The following is a 21,444-nucleotide window of genomic DNA, read 5'->3' on the forward strand; positions in this document are numbered from 1 at the left end:
GCAATGCATGGTACCTCTCCAGCGGATTTCACTGTCAGTTTTACTTCTGGTCAGCCCGCTTGCGCTGGCGTCCAGTCCTGACGCATGGCAACAAAGCCAGCAGGTGATGCGCCAGGCGTGCATCAATGCCAGCACCTTAAGCAAGGTAAAGGTGTTGGGGCAGGCGGTTGAGTATGACGACAGCGTAGGCTATAGCGCGTTACTGCTCGAAGGGCATTATCCACAGCAACAGATGAAAAACCGGCGTGGACGAGAGCTTTGCCTGTTTCAGCGCAGCAGCGGTCGGGCCAGCGTAAGCGAAGCCAATCAGCTCCGATGGGTTAAGTAACCGGAATGCGGCTCACTCACGTGGCCGCGTTTCCATCAGCCGGTCCAGCAGGGCCCGATAGCGTTGCAGTCGCTGCTCATCCCCTTCAAATTCCAGCTTATTGATGACGCGCGCGATAACGGCCTTATTGGTGGTTGGCTGACCGGCTTCCATCAGTTCCCGCATTATCACGGCCAGCAGATCGGACTCGGGCGGAACATTCCAGTCCGGGCTGTTGAAGTAATCGGTGATAGCACGGCTGGCGCTGTTAGGTTGCACTCTCATTCTCCCTCTCCGCGAACAGACAGCCCGCCCGATGCAGAGATGCGCAGCAGGCAGAGTCAACTGAGTTAGTGGCTCCCAAAAAGAACGGTGGCAGTTTTATCGGGAGCATTACGCGGGTCAGAACAGCCCACGTACCGCACGAAACTGGCGGTTTTTTAAACATAGGTCGGTCATCAGGACTTGTCAGTAACAACCTGCAATATTTTTCAAATGTGATGAATGGTTTTTGAATAATGACGACATGTTATGAGAGCGTGTAGGATTTTATTCCTTTGAATAATAAGTTTTTTTAAGCTCATCATCGGTCGTCAAACGCGCGCGTTGAGACGCGCTACAGGCCAGGTAAGAGCCGTGGCGGCAAAATGTGTTTTTCGCAATCCTCTGTGCATTGACGGCGTGAGCAAGAGAGCATGAAAAGCTGAGGGAGGACTGGCCTCGCGGGGACGTATTATCTGTTCCCTGAAAACCGTTCCGATTATATTTTCGCGTAAAAAGCACCCTGTTATTTGAAGCGGAAATATTGCATCTTTCATATCGGTGTCATCAAAATAAAATAGTCATGCCTTGGGTTTCGAGTAGATAAGCGGTTTCGCGATTCAATAAATGAAATAACATAACATCGCAGCCGGCTGATTATTTTAACCGCCTGATAAACCCAATGAAAAATTCCTTTTTTTTTATTCCGACGGGTGATATTTTTTTCTGCACCTGGCTGAAGGGGCATCGGCATGAAAAATCTCATCGCTGAGTTACTGATTACTCTGGCAGAAAAAGAAGAAGCGTCTAAAGAGCAGGTGGCGCAGATTGAAGCGCTGGAGATCGTCATCACCGCCATGTTGCGCATGATGCCGCCTGAACAGCATCAGTCCATTGTTAATAACATTGAATCGGCCATGGTTCATGCCGGTGTGGATAACCATGAGCAAAATGGTGCCTTGCTAAAACATTATGTCAGTCGCTTACTTAAGCGCCCCTCTGCCTGAATCCCCTTTTTCTATCTGTAAAAGTGCGATCCCTGCCTTATTCCTGGGCAAAAGTGATCGACGTTGCCTGTCGCGTGCCAGACTGAATAGTGTCTTCATCACAATGGAGTAAAGACAATGAAAGGCAGTTTTATGATGATGGTGTTAGCGGGAATGCTGATGAGCAGCAATGTCAGTGCAGCCGATAAAACGCCGCAGCAGCAAAAAATGGCCATGTGTAATCAACATGCCAGTTCGCAAGCGCTAAAAGGCGATGTGCGTAAGCAATTTATGAGCGATTGCCTGAAAAAAGACAGCAAAGTGGCTGACATGTCGCCACAACAGATAAAAATGAAAACCTGTAACCTGCAGGCCGGTGATAAAAAGCTGGCTGGCGATGCGCGTAAAACCTTCATGAGTCAGTGCCTCAAGAAAAGCTAATACGATGTCGGCCATTTCGGTGGCCGCTTCATTCTGTTCCCCGCCCTACATGCCGGTCACACTTTTAATGGCTGATTAAACAGGCCGTTAGCCAAAAAAATCGACATCAAGACCTAAGCCTCTGCGATCCTTTGCCACACTTACTGTTTATAAGGGATTGCGTAGCCTGTAATTATGCGCTGCGCTTTCAACAGTGACGATCGGAAAAGGAGCCATGTCGTGAACTATCAATTTGTTGTTGCTCTCAAGAATTTACCGCAACGTCAGCCAGTCAAAAAGAAGCTCGGTGAAACGGAGCTGTTACTGATCCGCGAGGGTGACAGCGTCCAGGCTTTTCAGGCCAAATGCCCTCACGCAGGTGCGCCGCTTGAGCAGGGTGCCATCTGTGGCGACAGGCTTATCTGCCCCTGGCATAAAGCGGCATTTGAACTGAGCAGCGGTAAAATGTGTGAGCCGTTGGCGTTGGCTGACCTGAAACAGTATCCCCTGCGAATCGAAAATGACAACGTTCTGGTTAACCCCAAAGCGATGTCACCGGCTTCTCCCATGGGCAGCGGTGCCACAGAACCGGTCTTTGTGGTGCTGGGCGGAGGCGCGGCCGGGAGCGCGGCGCTGTGGCGATTACGTCACGATGGTTTCAAAGGTCGCCTTGTGCTGGTGGAGCGTGAGCCGGAAGCCCCTTACGACCGTACGGCGCTAACGAAATTTGTGCCGTCTGGAAAAATGGATATTGACGATGTACCGTCGCTGCTTGGCAGTGACGTACTGGATCACGTCGAGCGTATTCAGAAGCGGGTTGAGCGGGTCGATAATCAACAGCATCGCCTGGTGTTTGCCGACGGCAATACATTGCAGTTCGACAAATTATTAATCGCCACGGGCGCAGAACCTGTGAAACCTGAACTGGCAGGTGCTGATTTAGCCGGTGTGCATGTTCTGCGTAACAAGCAGCACACGGCAGCACTGCTACAGGCGGTCGATCAAAGCCAGCAGATTGTCATTATCGGCAACAGCTTTATTGGCATGGAACTGGCCTCATCACTGCGCAACCGTGATGTCGATGTGACCGTTATCGCCCGCAATCCGTTACCCTTTGCAAAACAGTTTGGCGAGGCGGTCGGTCGTTATTTTTATGAATTGCATCAGGCGAATGGCGTGAAGTTTGTGGAAGGTGAAGCCGCGTCGCTTCAGGGTGAAAACCACGTCACCAGCGTTCGGCTGAAATCCGGTCAGCAGATTGCCGCCGACGTGGTGCTGTTCGCCACCGGCGTTAAACCGGCCACGTCGTTTATTCACGATCTGCCGTTAGTGGAGGACGGTAGCCTGCAAACCGACGAGCAACTGCGCGTAGCAGAAAACGTCTGGCTGGCGGGTGATATCGCGACCTACCCCTCCGCGCAGGGGCCGCTTCGCATCGAGCATTTCCGCGTAGCAGAGCAGCAGGGCCAGACCGCGGCGATGAACATGATGGGGAATGTTCATCACTATGACCGCGTTCCGTTTTTCTGGACCGCGCATTACGGTACCCGCTATGAATATTTAGGTCATGCTACCGACTGGGACGACTACCAGCAGGTGGGATCGCTGGAAGATAAGGTCTTTATGGCCTTTTATGGCAAAGAGGGGAAGCTGGCGGCGGTTTTCTCGTGCGGAATGTACACGCTGACGGCGGCGCTTGTTGAAAAGATGCAGCAACCGATGACAATAAAACAGGCACTTGAGCTGTATCAGGCCCAGCGTTCTGCAGAATAGCAGGCCAGCGAGACGGTCTGGCAAACGGCATGTTTGCCAGACGCGCCAGATTTAACTGCGGCTCAGCTTGTCCGACTTCGCCATGCACTGTTGCATGGCTTCTATCACGGCGGAACGAAAGCCTTTTTCTTCAAGCACTTTTACCGCTTCAATCGTGGTGCCACCGGGCGAACAGACCATATCTTTTAACTCGGCGGGATGTTTGCCCGTTTCCAGTACCATCTGCGCGGACCCTTTCACGGCCTGGGCGGCAAAGCGGTAAGCCTGCGCGCGTGGCATACCACCCGCGACGGCAGCATCGGCCATGGCTTCGATAAACATAAACACGTAAGCCGGGGCGGAACCACTGACGCCCACCACCGAGTGAATCAGGTATTCATCGACCACCGCCGCCTGACCAAAGCTCTCAAATATGGCGACCACTTCATCGGTTTCGTTCTGTTCAACCAGAACGTTGGGCGTGACTGAGGTCATGCCTTCGCCCACCAGAGAAGGTGTGTTCGGCATCGCCCGAATGATTTTACGATCGTGGCCCAGCACGGAAGCCAGATTATCCAGCGTGACGCCGGCGGCAATAGAAACGACCAATGCGTCTTTCTTCAGGCTGTTAGCCAGTTCTTTGAGGACTTTGAGGATGACATTCGGTTTAACCGCGCCAAACAGAATATCCACATGCTGGGCCAGTGCCTCTGCACTTTCCGCGGCATTAATACCGTACTGCTCGGCCATTTGCTGATTGGTGTCTGGTTTGCGATCGTAAATCCAGATAGCCGACGGTGTAATTTGTCCGCTGTTTATCAGCCCGCCAATGATGGCCTTTGCCATGTTGCCACCGCCAATAAATCCGATTGTCTTGTCCAGCATCACCGTCTCCTTAACTGTCACTGTTTCGCCTTTATCAACGATGTAGCTTACTGCAGACAGGATTAATAACAAGTTAGCGGTCACAGACAGGCACCGGCACCCGGCGGCGGGCGGGCAGGAAAGCCGAACGCTATCGCCGCGATCCTGCCCCGCACGCGGGGGTGCTATCAAGCGGCTACAGCATGGGGTTCCGCGAGTCAGGCCCGGCAAAGTCAGCGTGTTTTGGTGGGCAGGGCAAGCGCTGGCAGCCTGGCTTACGCGGCAAAGCAGAGATAATCTCAACCCTGAGGGCGCGGGGAATTTTACTTAACCCCCTTTTGGAAACCAGGTTACCATCGTCGCTATTTTCCAGCAGAAGGAACAACCATGTTTATCTGGGTCGATGCGGACGCCTGCCCCAACGTCATTAAAGACGTGCTGTATCGGGCGGCGGACAGAACGCAAACCATGGTGACGTTTGTCGCGAATCAGTTTTTACGTGTGCCGCCGTCGCCCTGGCTGCGTACGCTACAGGTGCCGGCCGGGTTTGATGTTGCAGACAATGAAATTGTGAAACGTGTGCAGGTCGGGGATTTAGTGATTACGGCGGATATTCCGTTGGCCGCAGAGGTGATTGAAAAAGGCGCGGCGGCGCTCAATCCACGCGGTGAGCGTTACTCTTCCGCGACCATACGCGAGCGGCTGACGATGCGTGATTTTATGGACACCATGCGTGCCAGCGGCGTACAGACAGGCGGTCCCGCCGCCATGAGCCCGCGGGACCGCCAGCAGTTTGCCAATGAACTCGACAGCTGGCTCAGACAACGGCAACGCTGAATCAGACGAAACTGTCGTCATCGTCGTAATCATTGCCGCCAAAATCATTCAGGTCGCCGTTATCGGCATAGGTATCACTCCAGCCGTTACTTTGATCAAGGAATGACTGATTATCGGCGCCGGTGCCCTGATCGAGAAACGACTGATCGTTGCCGCCGTTAAAGGTATTGAGGCTGTCGTCTACCTGGGGCAGCGGCGGCTGCTCATTAATGATGTTGACGATTTCCTGCGGCTGCGACTGATGGAACATGCTGGTCAGCATGTCGGCCATGACCACGCCACCTGCCACGCCCACTGCGGTTTGCAGGGCACCACCCAGGAAACCGCTGCCGCGTGGCGCAGGTGCGCTGGCATAAGGCTGCTGCGGTTGAGGTGGCTGCTGCGGCGCGCTGTTCCACTGAGGCTGCTGCTGAGCCGGTTGGGGCTGCTGGCTGCCTCCGCCAAACAGGCTGGATAAAAATCCACCGCTGCTCTTGGGCTGCTGCTGCTGTTGCGCCTGTTGCTGAGCAAGACGACTTTCCAGCTCCTGAACCCGCTCATTCAGTTTTTTAAGTGCCGCTTCCTGAATCAAAATGGCCTGAGCCATATAGTAGGGCGCACCTGGTTGCTCCTGCAGGTGTTGTTTGATCAGTTGTTCGGCTGCAGCATCGCGTGCCGCAGTCTGGCTTTCAGCTTGTTTCAAACGGCTAAACAGATTTTCAATCAGTTGTTGTTCTTCGCGTTGCATGATGACTCTCCGGTTGCGACTGTTAACAGTATATGGGGGCGATGAGCCGCAATGTAAATTCGTGGCGGTAAGCAAATGTTGCTGACGTAAACTTTTTTGCCTGATGCACAAAATGTGCATGGGTAACTGCCTGTATTTCATTGTGTTGTCGGAGAGCAGGGCGCAATCATGCGTAAAATACGCTCAATGAGTAGAGCGCGAAATAAATTCCCGCTATGATGCGTCCTATTATTGAGCCTAACCAGCAGCTGTGATGGGCTGCGCGGCGGAGGAACTGCCCTGATGTCTTTGTCCATTTTTTTGATCGGTGCGCGCGGATGCGGAAAAACCACCATTGGTGAAGCCCTGTCTCAGGCCTTGGGTTACGCGTTTCGTGATACCGATCATCACCTGCAATTCACGACCCAACGTACCGTGGCGGAAATTGTGGCGGCGGAAGGATGGGAAAGTTTTCGTGCACGTGAAACCGACTCGCTTAAAGCCGTGACTGCGCCCTCAACCATTATCGCCACGGGCGGCGGAATGGTACTGGCAGAAGGTAACCGGCGGTATATGCGTGAGCACGGTCAGGTGATCTGGTTAAGTGCACCGCCTGATATTCTGGCCCGGCGTCTGGAAAGCCAGCCGGAAGCCGCTCAGCGACCGACCTTAACCGGGCGTCCCATCGCTGAAGAAATGAGTGAAGTGCTGCGCGCCCGTGCCCATCTGTATCAGGCTGCCGCCCATCATGAGGTGAATGCCATGCAAGCGCCAGAACGCGTTGTTGAGCAGATACTGCAGTCGTTATCCCTGGCGCGTGCCAGCTAACCCTCAGATTTATCCCCCTTTGGCCGCCATTTCCGCCGTTTTGACTATACTTAACCCATGACAGGCGGTCGCCTGTCGTGTGGAATGTCATTCAGCCAAGAGGGACACATTATGCCGACAAGACCTCCTTACCCCCGAGAAGCGCGCGTTGTGACTGTCGAAAAAGGCCCCGAAGGCAAAAAAGTCATGTCCTGGCAACTGCGGGCCGATCATCCTAAGCCTGACTCGTTAATCAGTGAGCACGACTCTGAGCAGGAAGCGCATGACGCAAAAGCGCGTTATGAAGACGTCGAAAAAGAGTAAGCCGTCGCTCTGGCAAGGATGCCATCGGTCCTGCTTTTTTTCTTCTGCCAGCCTTCGCCGCGTGAGGATCACAATCACTCACTATTTCACGTGACAGATCAGCAAGTTCCCTTCTACACTGCCAGACACCTTAATGTGCTGTGAGGAAGTATTATGCTCAATGTTAGTGAGTATTTTGACGGAAAAGTTAAATCCATCGGTTTTGACAGTGCGAGCACCGGTCGTGCCAGCATTGGTGTCATGGCTGAAGGCGAATACACGTTTGGAACGGCCCAGCCGGAAGAGATGACCGTGGTCAGCGGCTCGATGAAAGTGTTGCTGCCGGGTGAAACACAGTGGGCATGGTTTGAGGCGGGGTCGGTGTTTAACGTACCGGGTCACAGCGAGTTTCATCTGCAGATAGGCGAGCCAAGCGCTTATCTTTGCCGCTATCTGAAAGACTAATAAAACGGCCGCATGTTTCCTGCGGCCGATTGTTTTAACGCTGGGCTTCGCCACCTAAGGCTTCAACCAGATTGCTGGTCAGGGCGGCCAGTTCGCTGGTCATCAGGATAAAGTCTGCATCAAAACGCTGCGCAAAATCTTCCCGGTCAATATCATCGTTCTGGTCACGCAAGGTATCGCTGAACTTCAGGCGTTTCACCGAACCGTCGTCGGATAACACGAACTGAATACGCTCCTGCCAGTCGAGCGCCAGTTTGGTCACCAGCTTGCCGGCTTCAATGTGGTTGGCAATTTCATCGCACACCAGATCCTGTTTCTTGCAGCGAATCACACCACCATCTTCCAGAATGGCCTTAAGCTCGGCTTCATCCATCAGGGCAAAACCGGCAGGCACATCACCAGAACGCACCCATTCGGTCAGGGTAAGTTCAATCGGGCTTTCCAGCGTCAAGGGCACAACCGGTAACGATCCCAGGCTTTTACGCAGCAGGGCCAGCGTATCTTCCGCTTTTTTCGCACTGGCGCAGTCCACCATGATCAGGTTGTTGACGGTGTCGATCCACAGATACGTCTGACTAAAACGACTGAATGCACGCGGTAACAGGCTGTGCAGCACTTCATCTTTTAGCGAATCTTTTTCCGTCTTTTTCAGCTTGCGGCTCTGTTCTGCTTCGAGCTTGTCGATTTTGGCTTCCAGCGCCTGCTTCACTACCGGGGAAGGCAGGATTTTTTCTTCTTTGCGCGCGCAAATGACAATTTGACCGTTGTTCACATGGGTCAGTGCATCGCTGCGATTGCCCATCGGGGACACCCAACCGGTCTTGCTCATGTCCTGACTACCGCAGGGAGAGAATGTGAACGCATCCAGCTGTTTTTCCATTTCGTCTGCGGACAAAGGAATGTCACGATTCAGACGATAAACCATCATATTTTTAAACCACAACATCGGGATTCCTTACCGTGGCGCGATCGGGCGCACAAATCTCACTAAGTGTGCGCATGATAGCGAAACATCGGAGCGGTTTCATTGCCTTTCAGGCAATCGCCTTTTAGTGTAGAAAACACCTTAACGAATAATGAGGAATAAACTGTGCGTATAGGCATTGATTTGGGCGGCACCAAAACGGAAGTCATTGCGCTGTCCAGCGAGGGGAACGCGCTGTTTCGTCATCGAATTTCCACGCCTCGCAACGACTACCCGGCGACCGTACAGGCTATCGTTGATTTGGTGCGTCTGGCCGAAGAAAAGACCGGGCAAACCGGGACGGTAGGCTTGGGTATTCCGGGGACGATCTCGCCTTACACGCAGCGGGTGAAAAATGCCAACTCCACCTGGCTTAACGGGCAGCCGCTGGACAAAGATTTGGCGCAGGCGCTGAATCGTGACATCCGCATCGCCAATGACGCGAATTGCCTGGCCGTGTCCGAAGCGGTCGATGGTGCCGGCGCAGGGCAGGCGCTGGTGTTTGGCGTCATCATCGGGACAGGATCGGGCGCGGGCGTGGCGATAAACGGCGCGTCGCGCATTGGCGGCAACGGCAATGCAGGCGAGTGGGGCCATAATCCTCTGCCGTGGATGGATGAAGATGAACTGCGTTACCGCGCTGAAGTGCCTTGCTATTGCGGACAGCAGGGTTGCATTGAAACCTTTGTTTCCGGTACCGGTTTTGCCATCGACTATCAGCGTTTAAGCGGTGTAGCGCGCAAAGGCGCAGAGATTATTACCCTGCTGGAACAGCAGGACCCTGTGGCAGCACTGGCGATGAGCCGCTATGAAATACGGCTGGCAAAATCCCTGGCTCAGGTTGTTAACCTGATTGATCCGGACGTGATCGTGCTGGGAGGTGGCATGAGCAACGTGGACCGTCTTTACCAGACGGTGCCAACGCTGATGAAAAAATGGGTTTTCGGCGGTGAGTGTGAAACCCCGGTACTGAAAGCGATGCACGGGGATTCAAGTGGTGTGCGCGGGGCTGCCTGGCTGTGGCCGGAGTAAATGCATCAGGCAAGCGGTGACTTTGTGCAACTGACTGTGGGATGCCCAGGGTCACTCTCTGCTGGCTTAGCGAACCGGGGCGAAAGCAAACACGATTTGCTGCGGTGCGCCCTGCGGGGGTAAAGGCATATCGCGTGCGCTACTGACGCTCTGCCAGGCTTTCAGACACAGCGACTCGTTTCCTTCCGTGCGCATCACGTTATAGCGTCCGTCCGGGCGACGCTGTGCCGTCACCAGGCAGCGCTGGCCCGCATATTTTGGCGCATCGTGAAAATTGCGCATGACCAACGCATTGATCTGATGAATATAACGGTTCACGTCCTGGCACTGTGCCTGAGACAGATCGGCCGTGCAGCGCGCTTCTTTCGCCTCAGGATGATGACTGCATCCTGCTAACAGCAGCATCGTCGCCGCAATAAATCCTGTACATCTCAACATGCATTACCTCTTACAGACCGGGCAATTCCAGCTTGCTGTAACCCAGCCCATTCATTTTACGTACTTTAATTTGCACGGGAATACGCTCTTTCATCGCCTCAACATGGCTGATGACGCCAATGGTTTTTCCACTGGCGTTGAGTGCATCCAGTGCATCCAGCGCGGTATCCAGCGTTTCCGCATCCAGCGTACCGAAGCCTTCATCAAGAAATAACGATTCGATACGCGTTTTATGGCTAACCAGATCGGACAGCGCGAGTGCCAGCGCCAGGCTCACCAGAAAGCTTTCTCCACCCGACAGCGTACGCGTATCCCGCGCGCTGTCCGCCTGCCAGGTATCCACCACGTCCAGCTCCAGCGCATCGATAGCACGGCGCTGTAAAAGATAGCGTCCATGCAGGCGATCCAGCTGGCGGTTAGCCAGGGCTACCAGGTGATCAAGCGTTAATCCCTGCGCAAAGCGTCGGAATTTATCGCCGGTTGCCGAGCCAATCAACTCGTTAAGCAAGGCCCACTGCGCCAGCTCGGTTTCATCCTGAGCAATCTGCGCCAGTAAGGTTTGCTGTTGCGTCCGCAGGCTGGCATCACTTTGTAACTGCTGCTGCAACTGCCCCTGCTGACTGGCGTTATCCCTGAGTGACAGCCGTAAGTTTTCCAGCTGTGCAGCCAGCACATCGGCGGAGTCGGGCATATTATCGGGTTTCGCCTGCTGGTGGGCAGCCAGCCGCTGTTGCAACTCTGCCAGACGTGACTGTTGATGGAGCAGATGCTGATCAATCTGCTGCAGTCGCTGGCGCAGTTGGTGCGCTTCCTGCTCGTCCAGCAGTGCGGCCCGCAGGCTCGCCTCGTCCGGGAAATCGGCCGCCGCCAGTGCGGCACTGAAGCGCTGCTCAGCCTCGGTTAACCGTGTGCTCAATGTATGCAGCTGGCTTTCCAGTAGCGTCAGTTGGCCGGTAAGACGGCTGACCTCTGCCTGAGACTGCTGCAGCCGCTCACGTTGCTGCGTCAACAGCATCTCGTGACCATCGACACTTTCCTGCATTTGCTGACGGGCCTGGGTAACCTCGCGATCGCCAAACAGCGCCGTGCGCTGCTGGCATTTTTCCTGGTGCTGCTGATTCAGTGTGGCGAGCTGCTGTTGTAGCTGAGTCAGACGTTGCTGTTCAAGCTGCAACTGCTGTTGCAGGGCTTCTGCCTGGCTTTCCGCACGTGCCAACTGAGGCTGTAAGTTAGCAAGCAACCGCTCACTTTCCTGCCAGCGCCGCCAGCGCTGTTGCTGCTCCGCCAGCCAGCTTTCGCGCTGGGCACTGTCAGGCAACGCCAGGTGATAGTCTTTGAACTGCTGATTCAGCGTTTCCTGAAGCTGCTGAGCGCTCGCCTGGGTCTGCTGTTGGTGCTGCTGTAAGCGTAGCAATGCCTGTTGCTCATTCTCCAGCTGCTGTTGGGTCAACTGGATCGTTTGCTGATGCTTCTGTAACGCTTGCTGCTGCTGCAGATGCCGCTCTTTTGCCTCCTGATAAGCCCGCTCTGCGCTTTCCAGCGTCTCGACCTGTGCGGTTAATGCCTGTTCCTGATGGCGCTGGGCCTGCTGCCAGTTGGCGAGTTCTTCGGCATCGTTCAGCGTGAAGGTAAGCGCAAGCTCACTGCTCAAGGCCTGCCAGCGCTGGGCTAACCCATCAAGTTGCTGCGTCAGACTGGCGATTTCGTCCTGCAGAGACTGCTGCTGCACCTTCAGGTGTTTTATCTGCTCTTTTTTTGCCGTACCGGTTTCACTCAGTGCCTCTACCTGCTTTTGCAGGTCAGCTTTTCGCTGTTGGTTGGCACTGACTTCCAGAGCACTGTAGGTTTCAACCGCAGGATGTTCGCAGGAGCCGCACAGGGGGCAGGGTTGTCCGGCCTCCAGCCGCGCCCGATGCTCCTCCAGGTCGGCAATGTGGCTTTCGAGCTGGCAAATTTTCTCCACGTCGGTGAGCTGCTGTTTCTCCCGTTTCCATGTTTCCCGCAGCGTCAGTAATTCTGCCTCAGCCTGCAGGCTGGCTTTTTCAAGATCCTGGCGTCGTTTTTCATACTGACCACGCTGTTGATGCAGCGGCTGCCACTGGGTAGCCAGTAATGTCAGCGTCTGACGTGCGTCACGCTGCTGATTTAACTGCTTTAACGCCTGACGTATTGCTTCGGGAGGATGGGCTTTCTGTAGCGAAGTTAGCGCTTGCTCAGCTTCAGATAATGCGTGCTGAGCCTGCTGCCCGGCCTGATTCAGGGGAGCCAGTTGCTGCCCGAGCTGTTCGATCTGCTGTTGGCACCGATGAATTTGCTGTTGCTGTTGCTGCACCTGTTGCGCTGACGCCGCCTGTTCGGTTTCATACCGTGCCAGCTGAGCAAAGCGGTCCTGCCACAGTGGCAGGTTTTCGCCCCACAACGCCAGCTCTGCAAGCTGCTGCCGGAGAGTCTGCTGCTGGGTCATCGCCTGTTGCAGATCGCTCACCTGGCGTCGCTCGGCTTGCATCGCCTGTTCGCGCTGCGCGCAGCCTGCCTGCTGCTGACCCGTTTCATGCTGCAACTGCTGGATTTGCTGTGCGAAGGCGGAAAGCGCCTGATCGAGGGGGATAACCTGTTCGGTCAACAGGGTTTCCTGCTGCCGCTGTTGCTGACGCGCCTGCTCGCGGGCCGTTTCCATTTCCTGATAGCGCTGCTGCAACTGCTGCTGCTCATGGGCCGTGGCCTGCATTTGCTGATTGACCTGCTGCTGACGCTGTTGCACCTCATGACGTTCAGCCTGCAGGCTGTCGCGCTGCTGCAGCGCACCGCGCAGTTTTTCTGCCGGTTCACTTCGGGCCAGGCGCTGGCGATCGGCTTCTGCCGCCTGACTTGCCGTTTCTGCTGCCTGACGGGCGGCATTCACCTGCTCACTGTCCGCGCTAAGCTGCTGTGCCAGCTGCAGCCAGTGCTGCTGGCGCTGAGCGGTGTCAAGCTGGCGGCTGAGTTGCTGCTCGGCTTCCGTCAGTGCAGCTTGCTGCTGTTGCAGCCCGGTTCGGGTCGCCTCATCAAGCAGTGCCATGCCGCCCGCCCGGCTGCGCAGCAACTCCAGCGCATTTTTCGCTTCTTTATGGCGCTCGAACGCGGCCATAGAAACCAGACCGTAAATCTCCGTGCCGGTCAGCTCTTCCAGCAACTCCGCGCGCTCGTTGGCTTTGGCATTGAGAAACGCGGCGAACTGGCCCTGTGACAGCATCATTGAGCGGGTAAAGCGCGCAAAATCCAGACCACTGAGCGTTTCGGTGAGCTTGAGTTTGTCGCCCACTTTATCTGCAACAATCTGGTTATCCGCACAGCGTGCCAGCTCGACGCGCGGTGCCTGCAGTTTGCCGTCTGCCGTACCCCGGGCGCGGTTCTGGCTCCAGAATGCCCGCCAGGCTTCACCTTTAATTTCAAATTCGACTTCAGCCAGGCATTCTGCGCAGTCACGCGTCATCAGCGGATTGTGCCCCTGAGAGAGCACGCCCAGGCGCGGCGTCTGGTGATACAGCGCCAGACAGATCGCATCCAGCAGGGTGGTTTTACCCGCGCCCGTCGCCCCGGTAATGGCAAACAGACCATTGCTGGCGAAAGGCTCGGTGCGAAAGTCGATAAACCATTCCCCTTTCAGCGCATTGAGGTTTTTGAATCGCAGCGTGAGGATCTTCATGGGTTCTCCTCCAGCTCGGCCAGCGTCTGCCTGAACAGCGTTGTCACCTGGGCAATCTGCTCATCGTCAAGCGCATCGTTTAGTGCCAGGCGTCGGGCAAAAACCTCTTCAACATTCAGTTCGCTCAGGGTTTCATTGTCCGTTTGCGTCAGGCTGTGCTGACGCTGTTCACGACTGCGCCGTAACAGCAGCACTTCCACCGGTAACTCTGCGGTCAGGGCTTCCACCTGGCGTTGCAGGTCACTTAAGTACTCCTGAGTCGTGACTTCAATATCCAGCCAGACCGGTTTTTCGCCGCTCGGATGGGAAAAGTCGGCTAGCTGCTGGCTGATTTGCGCCAGTGAACCTTTGAGCATCTTCATCGGCTGGAACAGCGGAATGGGCAGGGCATCGATCTTCAGGCCTGCGGAGCCGAACGTCAGCAGATACACACTCTTTTCGCTGCCCAGTTCGTCAAAGCTCAGTGGAATAGGGGAACCGCTGTAGCGAATATGGTCGCTGTTAGCCACGCGCTGAGCACGATGAATATGCCCAAGGGCGATGTAATCCGCTGGTGGAAATGCCGAGGCAGGGAAGGCGTCCAGCGTACCGATGTAGATATCACGTACCGAATCACTTTTGCTGACGCCAAGGGCCGTAAGGTGGCCGGTCGCCACGATCGGCAGGTCCATATTCAGCGCCTGCGCCGCCGCGAAACTGCGCTGATAATGCGCGGCAATCGCTTCCAGTAGACTGATCTGTTTGTCCCGCCCCGACTGACCGGCCTGGCTGCGCATGATGTCGCGCGGACGCAGGTAAGGAATCGCGCACAGTAGCGCGCCGGGTTCGCCCTGACGGGTGGTCAACATCAGCACATCGTCATTTTCTTGCGGCGTGGCAACCACTCGCGTATTCAGACAGGCCAGCAGTTCACGCGACTCGTTTAACGTCGCCACCGAGTCATGATTACCTGCCAGCACCACCAGCTGACAGCCGCTGGGCTGTAATGCCACCACGAAGCGGTTAAACATTTCACGCGCATAACTGGGCGGCGTACCGGTATCGAATAAGTCGCCCGCCACAATCAGGGCATCAACCTGGTGCTGCTCAATCTGGATTAACAGCCAGTCAAGAAAGGCCTGGTGTTCAGCGGCACGGCTCTTGTTATAAAAGAACTGCCCCAGGTGCCAGTCCGCGGTGTGGATAATGCGCATAACACTCCCTGCCATAACAATTTGCCCGGCAATTATACTGGCTCTATCACTAAAGCCACAAAACATGTCGTCATGTTGTCATAAATGGTTGTTGCAAGCCGACTTTTATGGCTAACTTTTTCATAAAACTGTCACAAAACTGACGCATAATGACGCCGCAAATATCAGTGAAAGCCGTCCTACCTGCAGGAGTAATAATGGCTAAGCGCATTTTAGTTGTGGAAGATGAAGCTCCAATCCGTGAGATGTTATGTTTTGTTCTGGAACAAAACGATTATCAGCCGATTGAGGCCGAAGATTATGACAGTGCTGTCAGCAAGCTGATTGAACCCTGGCCTGATCTGATCCTGCTGGACTGGATGTTACCCGGCGGTAGCGGCATACAATTTATTAAACATCTTAAGCGTGAAGCCATGACGCGCGATATTCCGGTTATGATGCTGACCGCGCGCGGCGAGGAAGAAGATCGGGTTCGTGGGCTGGAAGTCGGGGCTGATGATTACATCACTAAACCCTTTTCGCCTAAAGAGCTGATGGCACGCATCAAAGCGGTTATGCGTCGTATTTCGCCGATGGCGGTTGAAGACGTGATTGAAATGCAGGGCCTGAGCCTGGACCCGTCATCGCACCGCGTGATGTCAGAAACCACACCGCTGGAAATGGGGCCGACAGAATACAAGCTGCTGCATTTCTTTATGACCCATCCTGAGCGTGTTTACAGCCGTGAGCAGCTACTCAATCACGTCTGGGGCACCAACGTCTATGTTGAAGATCGCACCGTTGACGTTCATATTCGTCGTTTACGTAAGGCGCTGGAACTGACCGGCCACGATCGCATGGTACAAACCGTACGCGGAACAGGCTATCGTTTCTCTGCCCGCTTTTAAACGGAGCTTTAACCGTGCTGGAACGCCTCTCCTGGAAGAGATTATTGTCCGAACTGGTGCTGGCGTCTCTGCCTGCGCTGGTGCTTGGCCTGCTGTTTGGCTATTTGCCGTGGCTCTTGTTAGTTAGCGTCGTCGGCATGTTATTGTGGCATTTTTACAACCTGATGCGCCTTTCTCACTGGCTATGGCTCGATCGCACGATGACGCCGCCTTCAGGCCAGGCTAGCTGGGAGCCGCTGTTTTACGGGTTGTATCAAATGCAACTGCGCAACCGGCGGCGGCGGCGCGAGTTAGGTAATCTGATTAAGCGCTTTCGTAGCGGCGCGGAGTCGCTGCCTGACGCCGTAATCCTGACCACGGAAGAGGGCACCATTTTCTGGTGCAACGGCCTGGCACAGCAACACCTGGGGCTGCGCTGGCCAGAGGATAACGGGCAAAATATCCTTAACCTGCTGCGTTATCCTGAGTTTTCACGCTACCTTCGCCAGCGGGATTTCGATAAGCCACTGACGCTGGTGCTGAATAACCAGCACCATATGGAATTCCGTGTCATGCCTTACAGCGAAGGCCAGTGGTTAATGGTGGCGCGCGATGTTACTCAGATGCATCAGCTTGAGGGAGCACGGCGTAACTTCTTTGCCAACGTCAGCCACGAACTGCGCACGCCTTTAACGGTGCTTCAGGGCTATCTGGAAATGATGAACGACTCTGTGATGAATCAGCGCTCACGGGACAAAGCGTTGCAGACGATGTCGGAGCAAACCCGACGGATGGATAGCCTGGTCAAACAGCTCCTGACGCTGTCGCGTATTGAGGCTGCCCCGGTCATCAACATGAAAGAAAAGGTTGATGTGCCCGTCATGCTAAAACTGCTGCAGCATGAGGCCGAAACCCTGAGCGGTGGGCGTCACGCTATCCATTTTCATACCGATCCCCATCTGAAAGTGTTTGGCAATGATGAGCAATTACGCAGTGCCATTTCCAACCTCGTTTACAACGCGGTTAACCATACGCCAGAGGGCACGCGCATCGATATCAGCTGGCTACGTAGCAAGCAGGGCGCGGTATTCAAGGTGTGCGATAACGGCCCCGGCATTGCTTCTGAGCATATCCCACGTCTGACAGAACGTTTTTACCGCGTGGACAAAGCACGTTCACGTGCCACCGGCGGCAGCGGGCTTGGGCTGGCCATCGTGAAGCATGCGCTGAGCCATCATAATGCGCGGCTGGAGATCACCAGCATCCCGCATCAGGAAACCTGTTTTACGTTTACCCTGGCACCACGGTTGATTGTTACTAATGGGATGCAGGAGAATGCCGTCCATTAACTGCTGACGGATCGGAACAATGCGCGCGCTTTTTTTGCTGCTCTTCTCTCTGTTGCCTGCCTTGGTGCAGGCGCAGCCTGTTATGCTTTCAGGCAATCTGAGCAGCGCAGGCTCGGACACGCTCGGCTACCTGATGACCTTATGGGGCGATGACTTTAGCCGTCAGTCGCCCGGCGTAAACGTCCAGGTCCAGGCATCGGGCTCGTCAACCGCGCCCACCGCGCTCACCGCCGGTAGCGTGCAGATTGGGGCCATGAGCCGGCCCATGCAGGCGGATGAGCGCCAGGCATTTGAGGCGCGATATGGTTATCCTCCGCTGGCAGTACCGGTTGCGATGGACGCGCTGGTGGTGGTGGTGAATCAGCGCAATCCGCTGCAGTCTGTCGATCCCCGCCAGCTTGATGCCCTGTTCTCTGTCACCCGTCTCTGTGGCGCGCAGCAGGTGCCTGAGCGCTGGGGCGATCTGGGCCTGCATCAGCCAGAATGGCAGCAGCGCGCTATCCAGCGTTATGGCCGCAACTCGGCCTCCGGAACATGGGGATTCTTCAAACAGCAGGCACTGTGCCAGGGCGATTTTCGCAACGACGTGGCGGAGTTTCCCGGATCGGCGGCGGTGGTTCAGGCCGTCGCCGGCGATCTGCGCAGCATTGGCTATGCCAGTTTTGGTTTTCACCTGAGCGGAGTAAAACTGCTGCCGGTGATGACAAAAAACGGTGAGGCGGTTGCACCCGATCCGGATTCTATCCGCAGTGGTCGCTATCCCTGGGCGCGGCCGCTCTATCTGTATGTGAACAAAGCCCCCGGTAAGCCCTTGCCGCCGCTGTTAGCCGCTTTTTTACAACAGGTGCTGTCTGAAGCAGGCCAGCAGCGCGTGAGTGAAGCGGGTTATCTGCCGCTGTCTGAGACGCAAATGGCCGGGGCGCGTAAGGCTCTCCAGTAGGCTTTCCTGACTGTGCAGAACCCGAGGATCACCAGGCATCCTTGATAAAGAACATTCTCCGTCTTAGCCGCGCGCCCTGTGTGCGGGCTACATCCTGGCTATGCTGTTCAGCGTCCATAGCGTCCATAGCGTCCATAGCGTCCATAGCGTCCATAGCGTCCATAGCGTCCATAGCGTCAGTTGCGCCGGGTAAGAATGCTGATGCGCAAAAGGACGGCCGCGAAATCCGCTCTTCTCGTCGCAACATGAATCTTTTTCATCCCCAGTGAATTTTTTTCGTTTGCGCAGAAGCCGGTCACATGACAATCTGCATTCAGACGTTTAGCCATCTGGAAGGCTAAAATTACATTGTGTAACTATTCCCGCCCGAAATTATCTACTGATCTGGCGGGTGATCAGGAGTCATTATGCAAAGACAAACCGCCCCGTTTCGTGCCGATACTGTTGGCAGCTTCCTTCGTCCCGTCGCCATTAAGCAGGCTCGTGAAAAATTTCATGCGGGCGAGATCAGCGCTGACGAACTGCGTGATGTTGAAAATGAAGCGATTCGTGACGTGGTGGCGAAGCAGCGTGAAAATGGCCTTCAGGTTGTTACCGATGGGGAATTTCGTCGTGGCTGGTGGCACTTTGACTTTTTCTACGGCCTGAAAGGCGTTGAACACTATGAAGCGGATCAGGGCATTCAGTTCAACGGTGTTCAGACCAAAGCGCACGGCGTAAAAATTACCGGCAAGCTGGGTTTTGATGGGCATCCAATGCTGGCGCATTTCCGCTTCCTGCAGAGCGTAGCGGGGAATGCGGTGGCAAAAATGACCATCCCCAGCCCAAGCGTGCTGCATTTTCGCGGCGGACGTAAAGTGATCGACGCAAAGGTTTACCCCGATCTGGATGTGTACTTTGACGATCTGGCGCAGACCTACAAAGAGGCGATTAAAGCCTTTTACGATGCAGGCTGTCGCTATTTACAACTGGACGATACCGTCTGGGCCTATCTCTGTTCAGAGGAGCAAAAGCGTGAGATCCGTGAGCGCGGCGACGATCCCGAGCAGTTGGCCCGCACCTATGCACGTGTACTGAACAAGGCGTTAGAAGGCAAACCGGCCGACCTGACCGTCGGTCTGCATGTGTGCCGTGGCAATTTCCGCTCGACCTGGATTTCTGAAGGGGGCTACGAGCCGGTGGCTGAAATCCTGTTCGGCTCTGTCAATGTAGATGCGTTTTTCCTTGAATATGACAATCACCGTTCTGGCGGCTTCGAACCGCTGCGTTTCATCAAGCCTGGCCACCAGAAGGCGGTACTGGGTTTAATTACCACCAAGGTCGGTGAACTGGAAGACGCCGCGCAGGTAAAAGCGCGTTTACAGGAAGCGACGCAGTACATCAGCCTCGACCAGATTTGCCTCAGCCCGCAGTGTGGATTTGCCTCAACGGAAGAGGGTAACAGCCTGACCGAAGAGCAACAGTGGCAGAAGATTCGTCTGGTGGTGGATGTCGCCAGCCAGGTGTGGTAATCGCTGAATCTGTGCAACGTGGCGCAATACATGCGCCACTTGTGCACAAAAACCCGCATGTATGCTGATATTTCCCATCGCCTGTTTATTTTTAAAGCACATCATCTGATGCACTTTCTGCGAATATTGATGTGATCCTCTGATATTGGTTTAAATTGCGAAATAAGCCTCTGGTTTTCCGATCCTGTATTGCCTTTCTCCGCTATAAACGTTTTACTTACCGCCGTTGTCGATTTATCCCTCTGTGAACAGAAAAAAAGCAGCTCAAATCACCTGCGCTAAACCAGACGCTACGCATAATGCGCTGTTATTGTCTGGCAAGTCGTCGTATTAACGCAGCGAGGGGACAACGCAAACTTATCTTTCATCGCAACATCAGTGACAGGCCGTATGACACATCGTTTAACCGTTAAAGACATTCTCGCGCTGGGCTTCATGACGTTTGCCCTGTTTGTTGGCGCGGGTAACATCATCTTTCCTCCCATGGTCGGTATTCAGTCAGGCGAACATGTCTGGGTGGCCGCTGTGGGCTTTCTGCTTACCGCCGTGGGCTTACCTGTTATCACCGTGATCGCCCTTGCGCGCGTCGGCGGCGGTATTGATGCGCTGAGCACGCCCATTGGCAAAGTCGCTGGCGTGGTGCTGGCAACGGTCTGCTACCTTGCGGTCGGGCCGCTTTTTGCCACGCCGCGCACCGCCACGGTCTCATTTGAGGTGGGCATTGCACCTATCACTGGCGATGGCCCGCTGCCGCTGTTTATCTACAGCCTGATTTACTTTGCGCTGGTGATGGTGATTTCCCTCTATCCGGGTAAATTGCTGGATACGGTCGGCCATTTTCTCGCCCCGCTAAAAATTGCAGCCCTGACGCTGCTGGGCGTCGCGGCTTTACTGTGGCCGGCGGGCGGAACGATTCCCGCGACAGCGGACTATCAGCGCGCCGCATTTTCCAGTGGTTTTGTGAACGGCTATCTCACCATGGATACGCTGGGCGCGATGGTCTTCGGCATTGTCATCGTCAACGCGGCACGTTCGCGCGGCATTGATAATGCGGCGCTGTTAACCCGCTACACGGTTTTAGCTGGGGTGATCGCTGGCGTCGGTTTGACGCTGGTCTATCTCAGCCTGTTTAAACTGGGCGCGGGCAGCGGTGCGTTAGTGGATCAGAATGCCAACGGTGCGGCGATTCTGCATGCTTACGTCCAGCAGACCTTCGGTGACATGGGCAGCTTCTTCCTGGCCGCACTGATTTTCATTGCCTGTATGGTGACGGCTGTGGGCCTGACCTGTGCCTGCGCAGAGTTTTTTGCGCAATATCTGCCCTGGTCTTACAAAACGCTGGTCTTTGTACTGGGCCTGTTCTCGATGGTGGTGTCTAACCTGGGGCTGAGCCATCTGATTCAGATTTCCATTCCGGTGCTGACGGCCATTTATCCGCCGTGTATCGTGCTGGTCGTACTGAGTTTTACGCTGAACTGGTGGAACAAAAGCAGCCGTATCATCGCACCGACTATGCTGGTCAGCCTGCTATTTGGTATCCTTGACGCCATCAAAACCACCGGGTTTAAAGAGGCGTTACCCGCATTTAGCCAGCATCTGCCGTTAGCCGACCAGGGCCTTGCCTGGTTGCCGCCATCGCTGGTGATGTTGCTGGCTGTGGCGCTGGTCGATCGGTTGAAAGGGCCAGAGCAGGTGTCGGTTCACTCGTAACGGCTAAGATTGATTCTTCTTTAACCACGGGCTTGCCCGTGGTTTTTT

Annotated in this window: 21 protein-coding genes; 14 read left to right on the forward strand and 7 right to left on the reverse strand. The window is 55.0% G+C overall.

Features of this window, described 5'->3' with window-relative positions; genetic code table 11:
• Window positions 1-7 precede the first annotated feature (7 nt).
• Window positions 8-328, forward strand: coding sequence for a hypothetical protein (locus NR177_RS11185; RefSeq protein ID WP_063878597.1), 321 nt, complete (start codon window positions 8-10; stop codon window positions 326-328).
• A gap of 12 nt (window positions 329-340) precedes the next feature.
• On the opposite strand, the gene NR177_RS11190 is transcribed toward NR177_RS11185, so the two are convergent.
• On the reverse strand, window positions 341-592 hold the full coding sequence (locus NR177_RS11190) for a biofilm development regulator YmgB/AriR family protein (protein ID WP_063878598.1): 252 nt from the start codon (window positions 590-592) through the stop codon (window positions 341-343).
• A gap of 728 nt (window positions 593-1,320) precedes the next feature.
• Between NR177_RS11190 and iraP the strand changes: the two genes are divergently transcribed.
• The 3 genes from iraP (at window position 1,321) to NR177_RS11205 (ending at window position 3,747) form a co-directional block, all read left to right on the forward strand.
• Window positions 1,321-1,575 carry an anti-adapter protein IraP gene (iraP, locus tag NR177_RS11195; protein ID WP_063878599.1) on the forward strand — a complete coding sequence of 85 codons (255 nt, stop codon included), beginning with the start codon at window positions 1,321-1,323 and terminating at the stop codon, window positions 1,573-1,575.
• A 117-nt stretch (window positions 1,576-1,692) separates the two neighbouring features.
• On the forward strand, window positions 1,693-1,995 hold the full coding sequence (locus tag NR177_RS11200) for a PsiF family protein (protein ID WP_063878600.1): 303 nt from the start codon (window positions 1,693-1,695) through the stop codon (window positions 1,993-1,995).
• A 219-nt stretch (window positions 1,996-2,214) separates the two neighbouring features.
• Complete coding sequence (locus NR177_RS11205) at window positions 2,215-3,747, forward strand: FAD-dependent oxidoreductase (protein ID WP_241567258.1); 1,533 nt, start codon at window positions 2,215-2,217, stop codon at window positions 3,745-3,747.
• 51 nt (window positions 3,748-3,798) lie between these two features.
• Here the strand turns inward: NR177_RS11205 and proC are convergent, their stop codons facing one another.
• Entirely contained in the window at window positions 3,799-4,611 is an 813-nt protein-coding gene (gene proC, locus NR177_RS11210) for a pyrroline-5-carboxylate reductase (protein ID WP_063878602.1), read from the reverse strand.
• A 366-nt stretch (window positions 4,612-4,977) separates the two neighbouring features.
• Here proC and NR177_RS11215 point away from each other — a divergent pair, with 366 nt between their 5' ends.
• On the forward strand, window positions 4,978-5,427 hold the full coding sequence (locus NR177_RS11215; protein ID WP_256852917.1) for a YaiI/YqxD family protein: 450 nt from the start codon (window positions 4,978-4,980) through the stop codon (window positions 5,425-5,427).
• A gap of 1 nt (window position 5,428) precedes the next feature.
• Here NR177_RS11215 and NR177_RS11220 read toward each other — a convergent pair whose 3' ends face one another.
• The gene (locus NR177_RS11220; RefSeq protein WP_109717082.1) at window positions 5,429-6,154 is read right to left on the reverse strand and encodes a DUF2076 domain-containing protein; all 726 of its coding nucleotides are present in this window, start codon (window positions 6,152-6,154) and stop codon (window positions 5,429-5,431) included.
• A gap of 282 nt (window positions 6,155-6,436) precedes the next feature.
• On the opposite strand from NR177_RS11220, the gene aroL reads away from it, so the two are divergent.
• The 3 genes from aroL (at window position 6,437) to ppnP (ending at window position 7,708) form a co-directional block, all read left to right on the forward strand.
• Window positions 6,437-6,961 carry a shikimate kinase AroL gene (aroL, locus tag NR177_RS11225; protein ID WP_063878605.1) on the forward strand — a complete coding sequence of 175 codons (525 nt, stop codon included), beginning with the start codon at window positions 6,437-6,439 and terminating at the stop codon, window positions 6,959-6,961.
• 111 nt (window positions 6,962-7,072) lie between these two features.
• The gene (locus NR177_RS11230; RefSeq protein ID WP_063878606.1) at window positions 7,073-7,264 is read left to right on the forward strand and encodes a YaiA family protein; all 192 of its coding nucleotides are present in this window, start codon (window positions 7,073-7,075) and stop codon (window positions 7,262-7,264) included.
• A gap of 153 nt (window positions 7,265-7,417) precedes the next feature.
• Complete coding sequence (gene ppnP, locus NR177_RS11235) at window positions 7,418-7,708, forward strand: pyrimidine/purine nucleoside phosphorylase (RefSeq protein ID WP_063878607.1); 291 nt, start codon at window positions 7,418-7,420, stop codon at window positions 7,706-7,708.
• A gap of 34 nt (window positions 7,709-7,742) precedes the next feature.
• On the opposite strand, the gene rdgC is transcribed toward ppnP, so the two are convergent.
• Window positions 7,743-8,654 carry a recombination-associated protein RdgC gene (gene rdgC, locus NR177_RS11240; RefSeq protein WP_109717083.1) on the reverse strand — a complete coding sequence of 304 codons (912 nt, stop codon included), beginning with the start codon at window positions 8,652-8,654 and terminating at the stop codon, window positions 7,743-7,745.
• 144 nt (window positions 8,655-8,798) lie between these two features.
• On the opposite strand from rdgC, the gene mak reads away from it, so the two are divergent.
• Complete coding sequence (gene mak / locus NR177_RS11245; RefSeq protein ID WP_145393720.1) at window positions 8,799-9,704, forward strand: fructokinase; 906 nt, start codon at window positions 8,799-8,801, stop codon at window positions 9,702-9,704.
• Between the two features lie 66 nt (window positions 9,705-9,770).
• Here the strand turns inward: mak and NR177_RS11250 are convergent, their stop codons facing one another.
• The 3 genes from NR177_RS11250 to sbcD are packed head-to-tail and all read right to left on the reverse strand — an operon-like array spanning window position 9,771 to window position 15,020.
• The gene (locus NR177_RS11250) at window positions 9,771-10,142 is read right to left on the reverse strand and encodes a cell envelope integrity TolA C-terminal domain-containing protein (protein ID WP_256852918.1); all 372 of its coding nucleotides are present in this window, start codon (window positions 10,140-10,142) and stop codon (window positions 9,771-9,773) included.
• Between the two features lie 10 nt (window positions 10,143-10,152).
• Complete coding sequence (locus NR177_RS11255; RefSeq protein WP_256852919.1) at window positions 10,153-13,827, reverse strand: AAA family ATPase; 3,675 nt, start codon at window positions 13,825-13,827, stop codon at window positions 10,153-10,155.
• On the reverse strand, window positions 13,824-15,020 hold the full coding sequence (gene sbcD / locus NR177_RS11260) for an exonuclease subunit SbcD (RefSeq protein ID WP_256852920.1): 1,197 nt from the start codon (window positions 15,018-15,020) through the stop codon (window positions 13,824-13,826). Before sbcD ends, NR177_RS11255 begins: the two co-directional genes overlap by 4 nt.
• A 197-nt stretch (window positions 15,021-15,217) precedes the next feature.
• Here sbcD and phoB point away from each other — a divergent pair, with 197 nt between their 5' ends.
• The 5 genes from phoB (at window position 15,218) to brnQ (ending at window position 21,396) form a co-directional block, all read left to right on the forward strand.
• Entirely contained in the window at window positions 15,218-15,907 is a 690-nt protein-coding gene (gene phoB / locus NR177_RS11265; RefSeq protein ID WP_014606457.1) for a phosphate response regulator transcription factor PhoB, read from the forward strand.
• 14 nt (window positions 15,908-15,921) lie between these two features.
• Window positions 15,922-17,235, forward strand: a complete 1,314-nt coding sequence (gene phoR, locus NR177_RS11270) for a phosphate regulon sensor histidine kinase PhoR (protein WP_256852921.1) — start codon at window positions 15,922-15,924, stop codon at window positions 17,233-17,235.
• Window positions 17,236-17,254: 19 nt separating this feature from the next.
• Window positions 17,255-18,175 (forward strand): PstS family phosphate ABC transporter substrate-binding protein, encoded by a 921-nt coding sequence (locus NR177_RS11275; protein ID WP_256852922.1) that lies wholly within the window; start codon window positions 17,255-17,257, stop codon window positions 18,173-18,175.
• 407 nt (window positions 18,176-18,582) lie between these two features.
• Window positions 18,583-19,686, forward strand: a complete 1,104-nt coding sequence (locus NR177_RS11280; RefSeq protein WP_241567251.1) for a cobalamin-independent methionine synthase II family protein — start codon at window positions 18,583-18,585, stop codon at window positions 19,684-19,686.
• A gap of 390 nt (window positions 19,687-20,076) precedes the next feature.
• Window positions 20,077-21,396, forward strand: coding sequence for a branched-chain amino acid transport system II carrier protein (brnQ, locus tag NR177_RS11285; RefSeq protein ID WP_096012012.1), 1,320 nt, complete (start codon window positions 20,077-20,079; stop codon window positions 21,394-21,396).
• Window positions 21,397-21,444: the final 48 nt, after the last annotated feature.

Origin of the sequence: Pantoea sp. Fr+CA_20, assembly GCF_024520835.1 — a bacterium.
Taxonomy (GTDB): Bacteria; Pseudomonadota; Gammaproteobacteria; order Enterobacterales; family Enterobacteriaceae; genus Pantoea; species Pantoea allii.

Coding starts and splice junctions, on each gene's coding strand:
- NR177_RS11190 (WP_063878598.1), bottom strand. CDS start 592: ATGAGAGTGCAACCTAACAGCGCCAGCCGTGCTATCACCGATTACTTC.
- NR177_RS11185 (WP_063878597.1), top strand. CDS start 8: ATGGTACCTCTCCAGCGGATTTCACTGTCAGTTTTACTTCTGGTCAGC.
- NR177_RS11200 (WP_063878600.1), top strand. CDS start 1,693: ATGAAAGGCAGTTTTATGATGATGGTGTTAGCGGGAATGCTGATGAGC.
- NR177_RS11220 (WP_109717082.1), bottom strand. CDS start 6,154: ATGCAACGCGAAGAACAACAACTGATTGAAAATCTGTTTAGCCGTTTG.
- NR177_RS11275 (WP_256852922.1), top strand. CDS start 17,255: ATGCGCGCGCTTTTTTTGCTGCTCTTCTCTCTGTTGCCTGCCTTGGTG.
- NR177_RS11215 (WP_256852917.1), top strand. CDS start 4,978: ATGTTTATCTGGGTCGATGCGGACGCCTGCCCCAACGTCATTAAAGAC.
- iraP (WP_063878599.1), top strand. CDS start 1,321: ATGAAAAATCTCATCGCTGAGTTACTGATTACTCTGGCAGAAAAAGAA.
- brnQ (WP_096012012.1), top strand. CDS start 20,077: ATGACACATCGTTTAACCGTTAAAGACATTCTCGCGCTGGGCTTCATG.
- NR177_RS11255 (WP_256852919.1), bottom strand. CDS start 13,827: ATGAAGATCCTCACGCTGCGATTCAAAAACCTCAATGCGCTGAAAGGG.
- phoB (WP_014606457.1), top strand. CDS start 15,218: ATGGCTAAGCGCATTTTAGTTGTGGAAGATGAAGCTCCAATCCGTGAG.
- proC (WP_063878602.1), bottom strand. CDS start 4,611: ATGCTGGACAAGACAATCGGATTTATTGGCGGTGGCAACATGGCAAAG.
- aroL (WP_063878605.1), top strand. CDS start 6,437: ATGTCTTTGTCCATTTTTTTGATCGGTGCGCGCGGATGCGGAAAAACC.
- sbcD (WP_256852920.1), bottom strand. CDS start 15,020: ATGCGCATTATCCACACCGCGGACTGGCACCTGGGGCAGTTCTTTTAT.
- NR177_RS11230 (WP_063878606.1), top strand. CDS start 7,073: ATGCCGACAAGACCTCCTTACCCCCGAGAAGCGCGCGTTGTGACTGTC.
- NR177_RS11280 (WP_241567251.1), top strand. CDS start 18,583: ATGCAAAGACAAACCGCCCCGTTTCGTGCCGATACTGTTGGCAGCTTC.
- NR177_RS11250 (WP_256852918.1), bottom strand. CDS start 10,142: ATGTTGAGATGTACAGGATTTATTGCGGCGACGATGCTGCTGTTAGCA.
- ppnP (WP_063878607.1), top strand. CDS start 7,418: ATGCTCAATGTTAGTGAGTATTTTGACGGAAAAGTTAAATCCATCGGT.
- rdgC (WP_109717083.1), bottom strand. CDS start 8,654: ATGTTGTGGTTTAAAAATATGATGGTTTATCGTCTGAATCGTGACATT.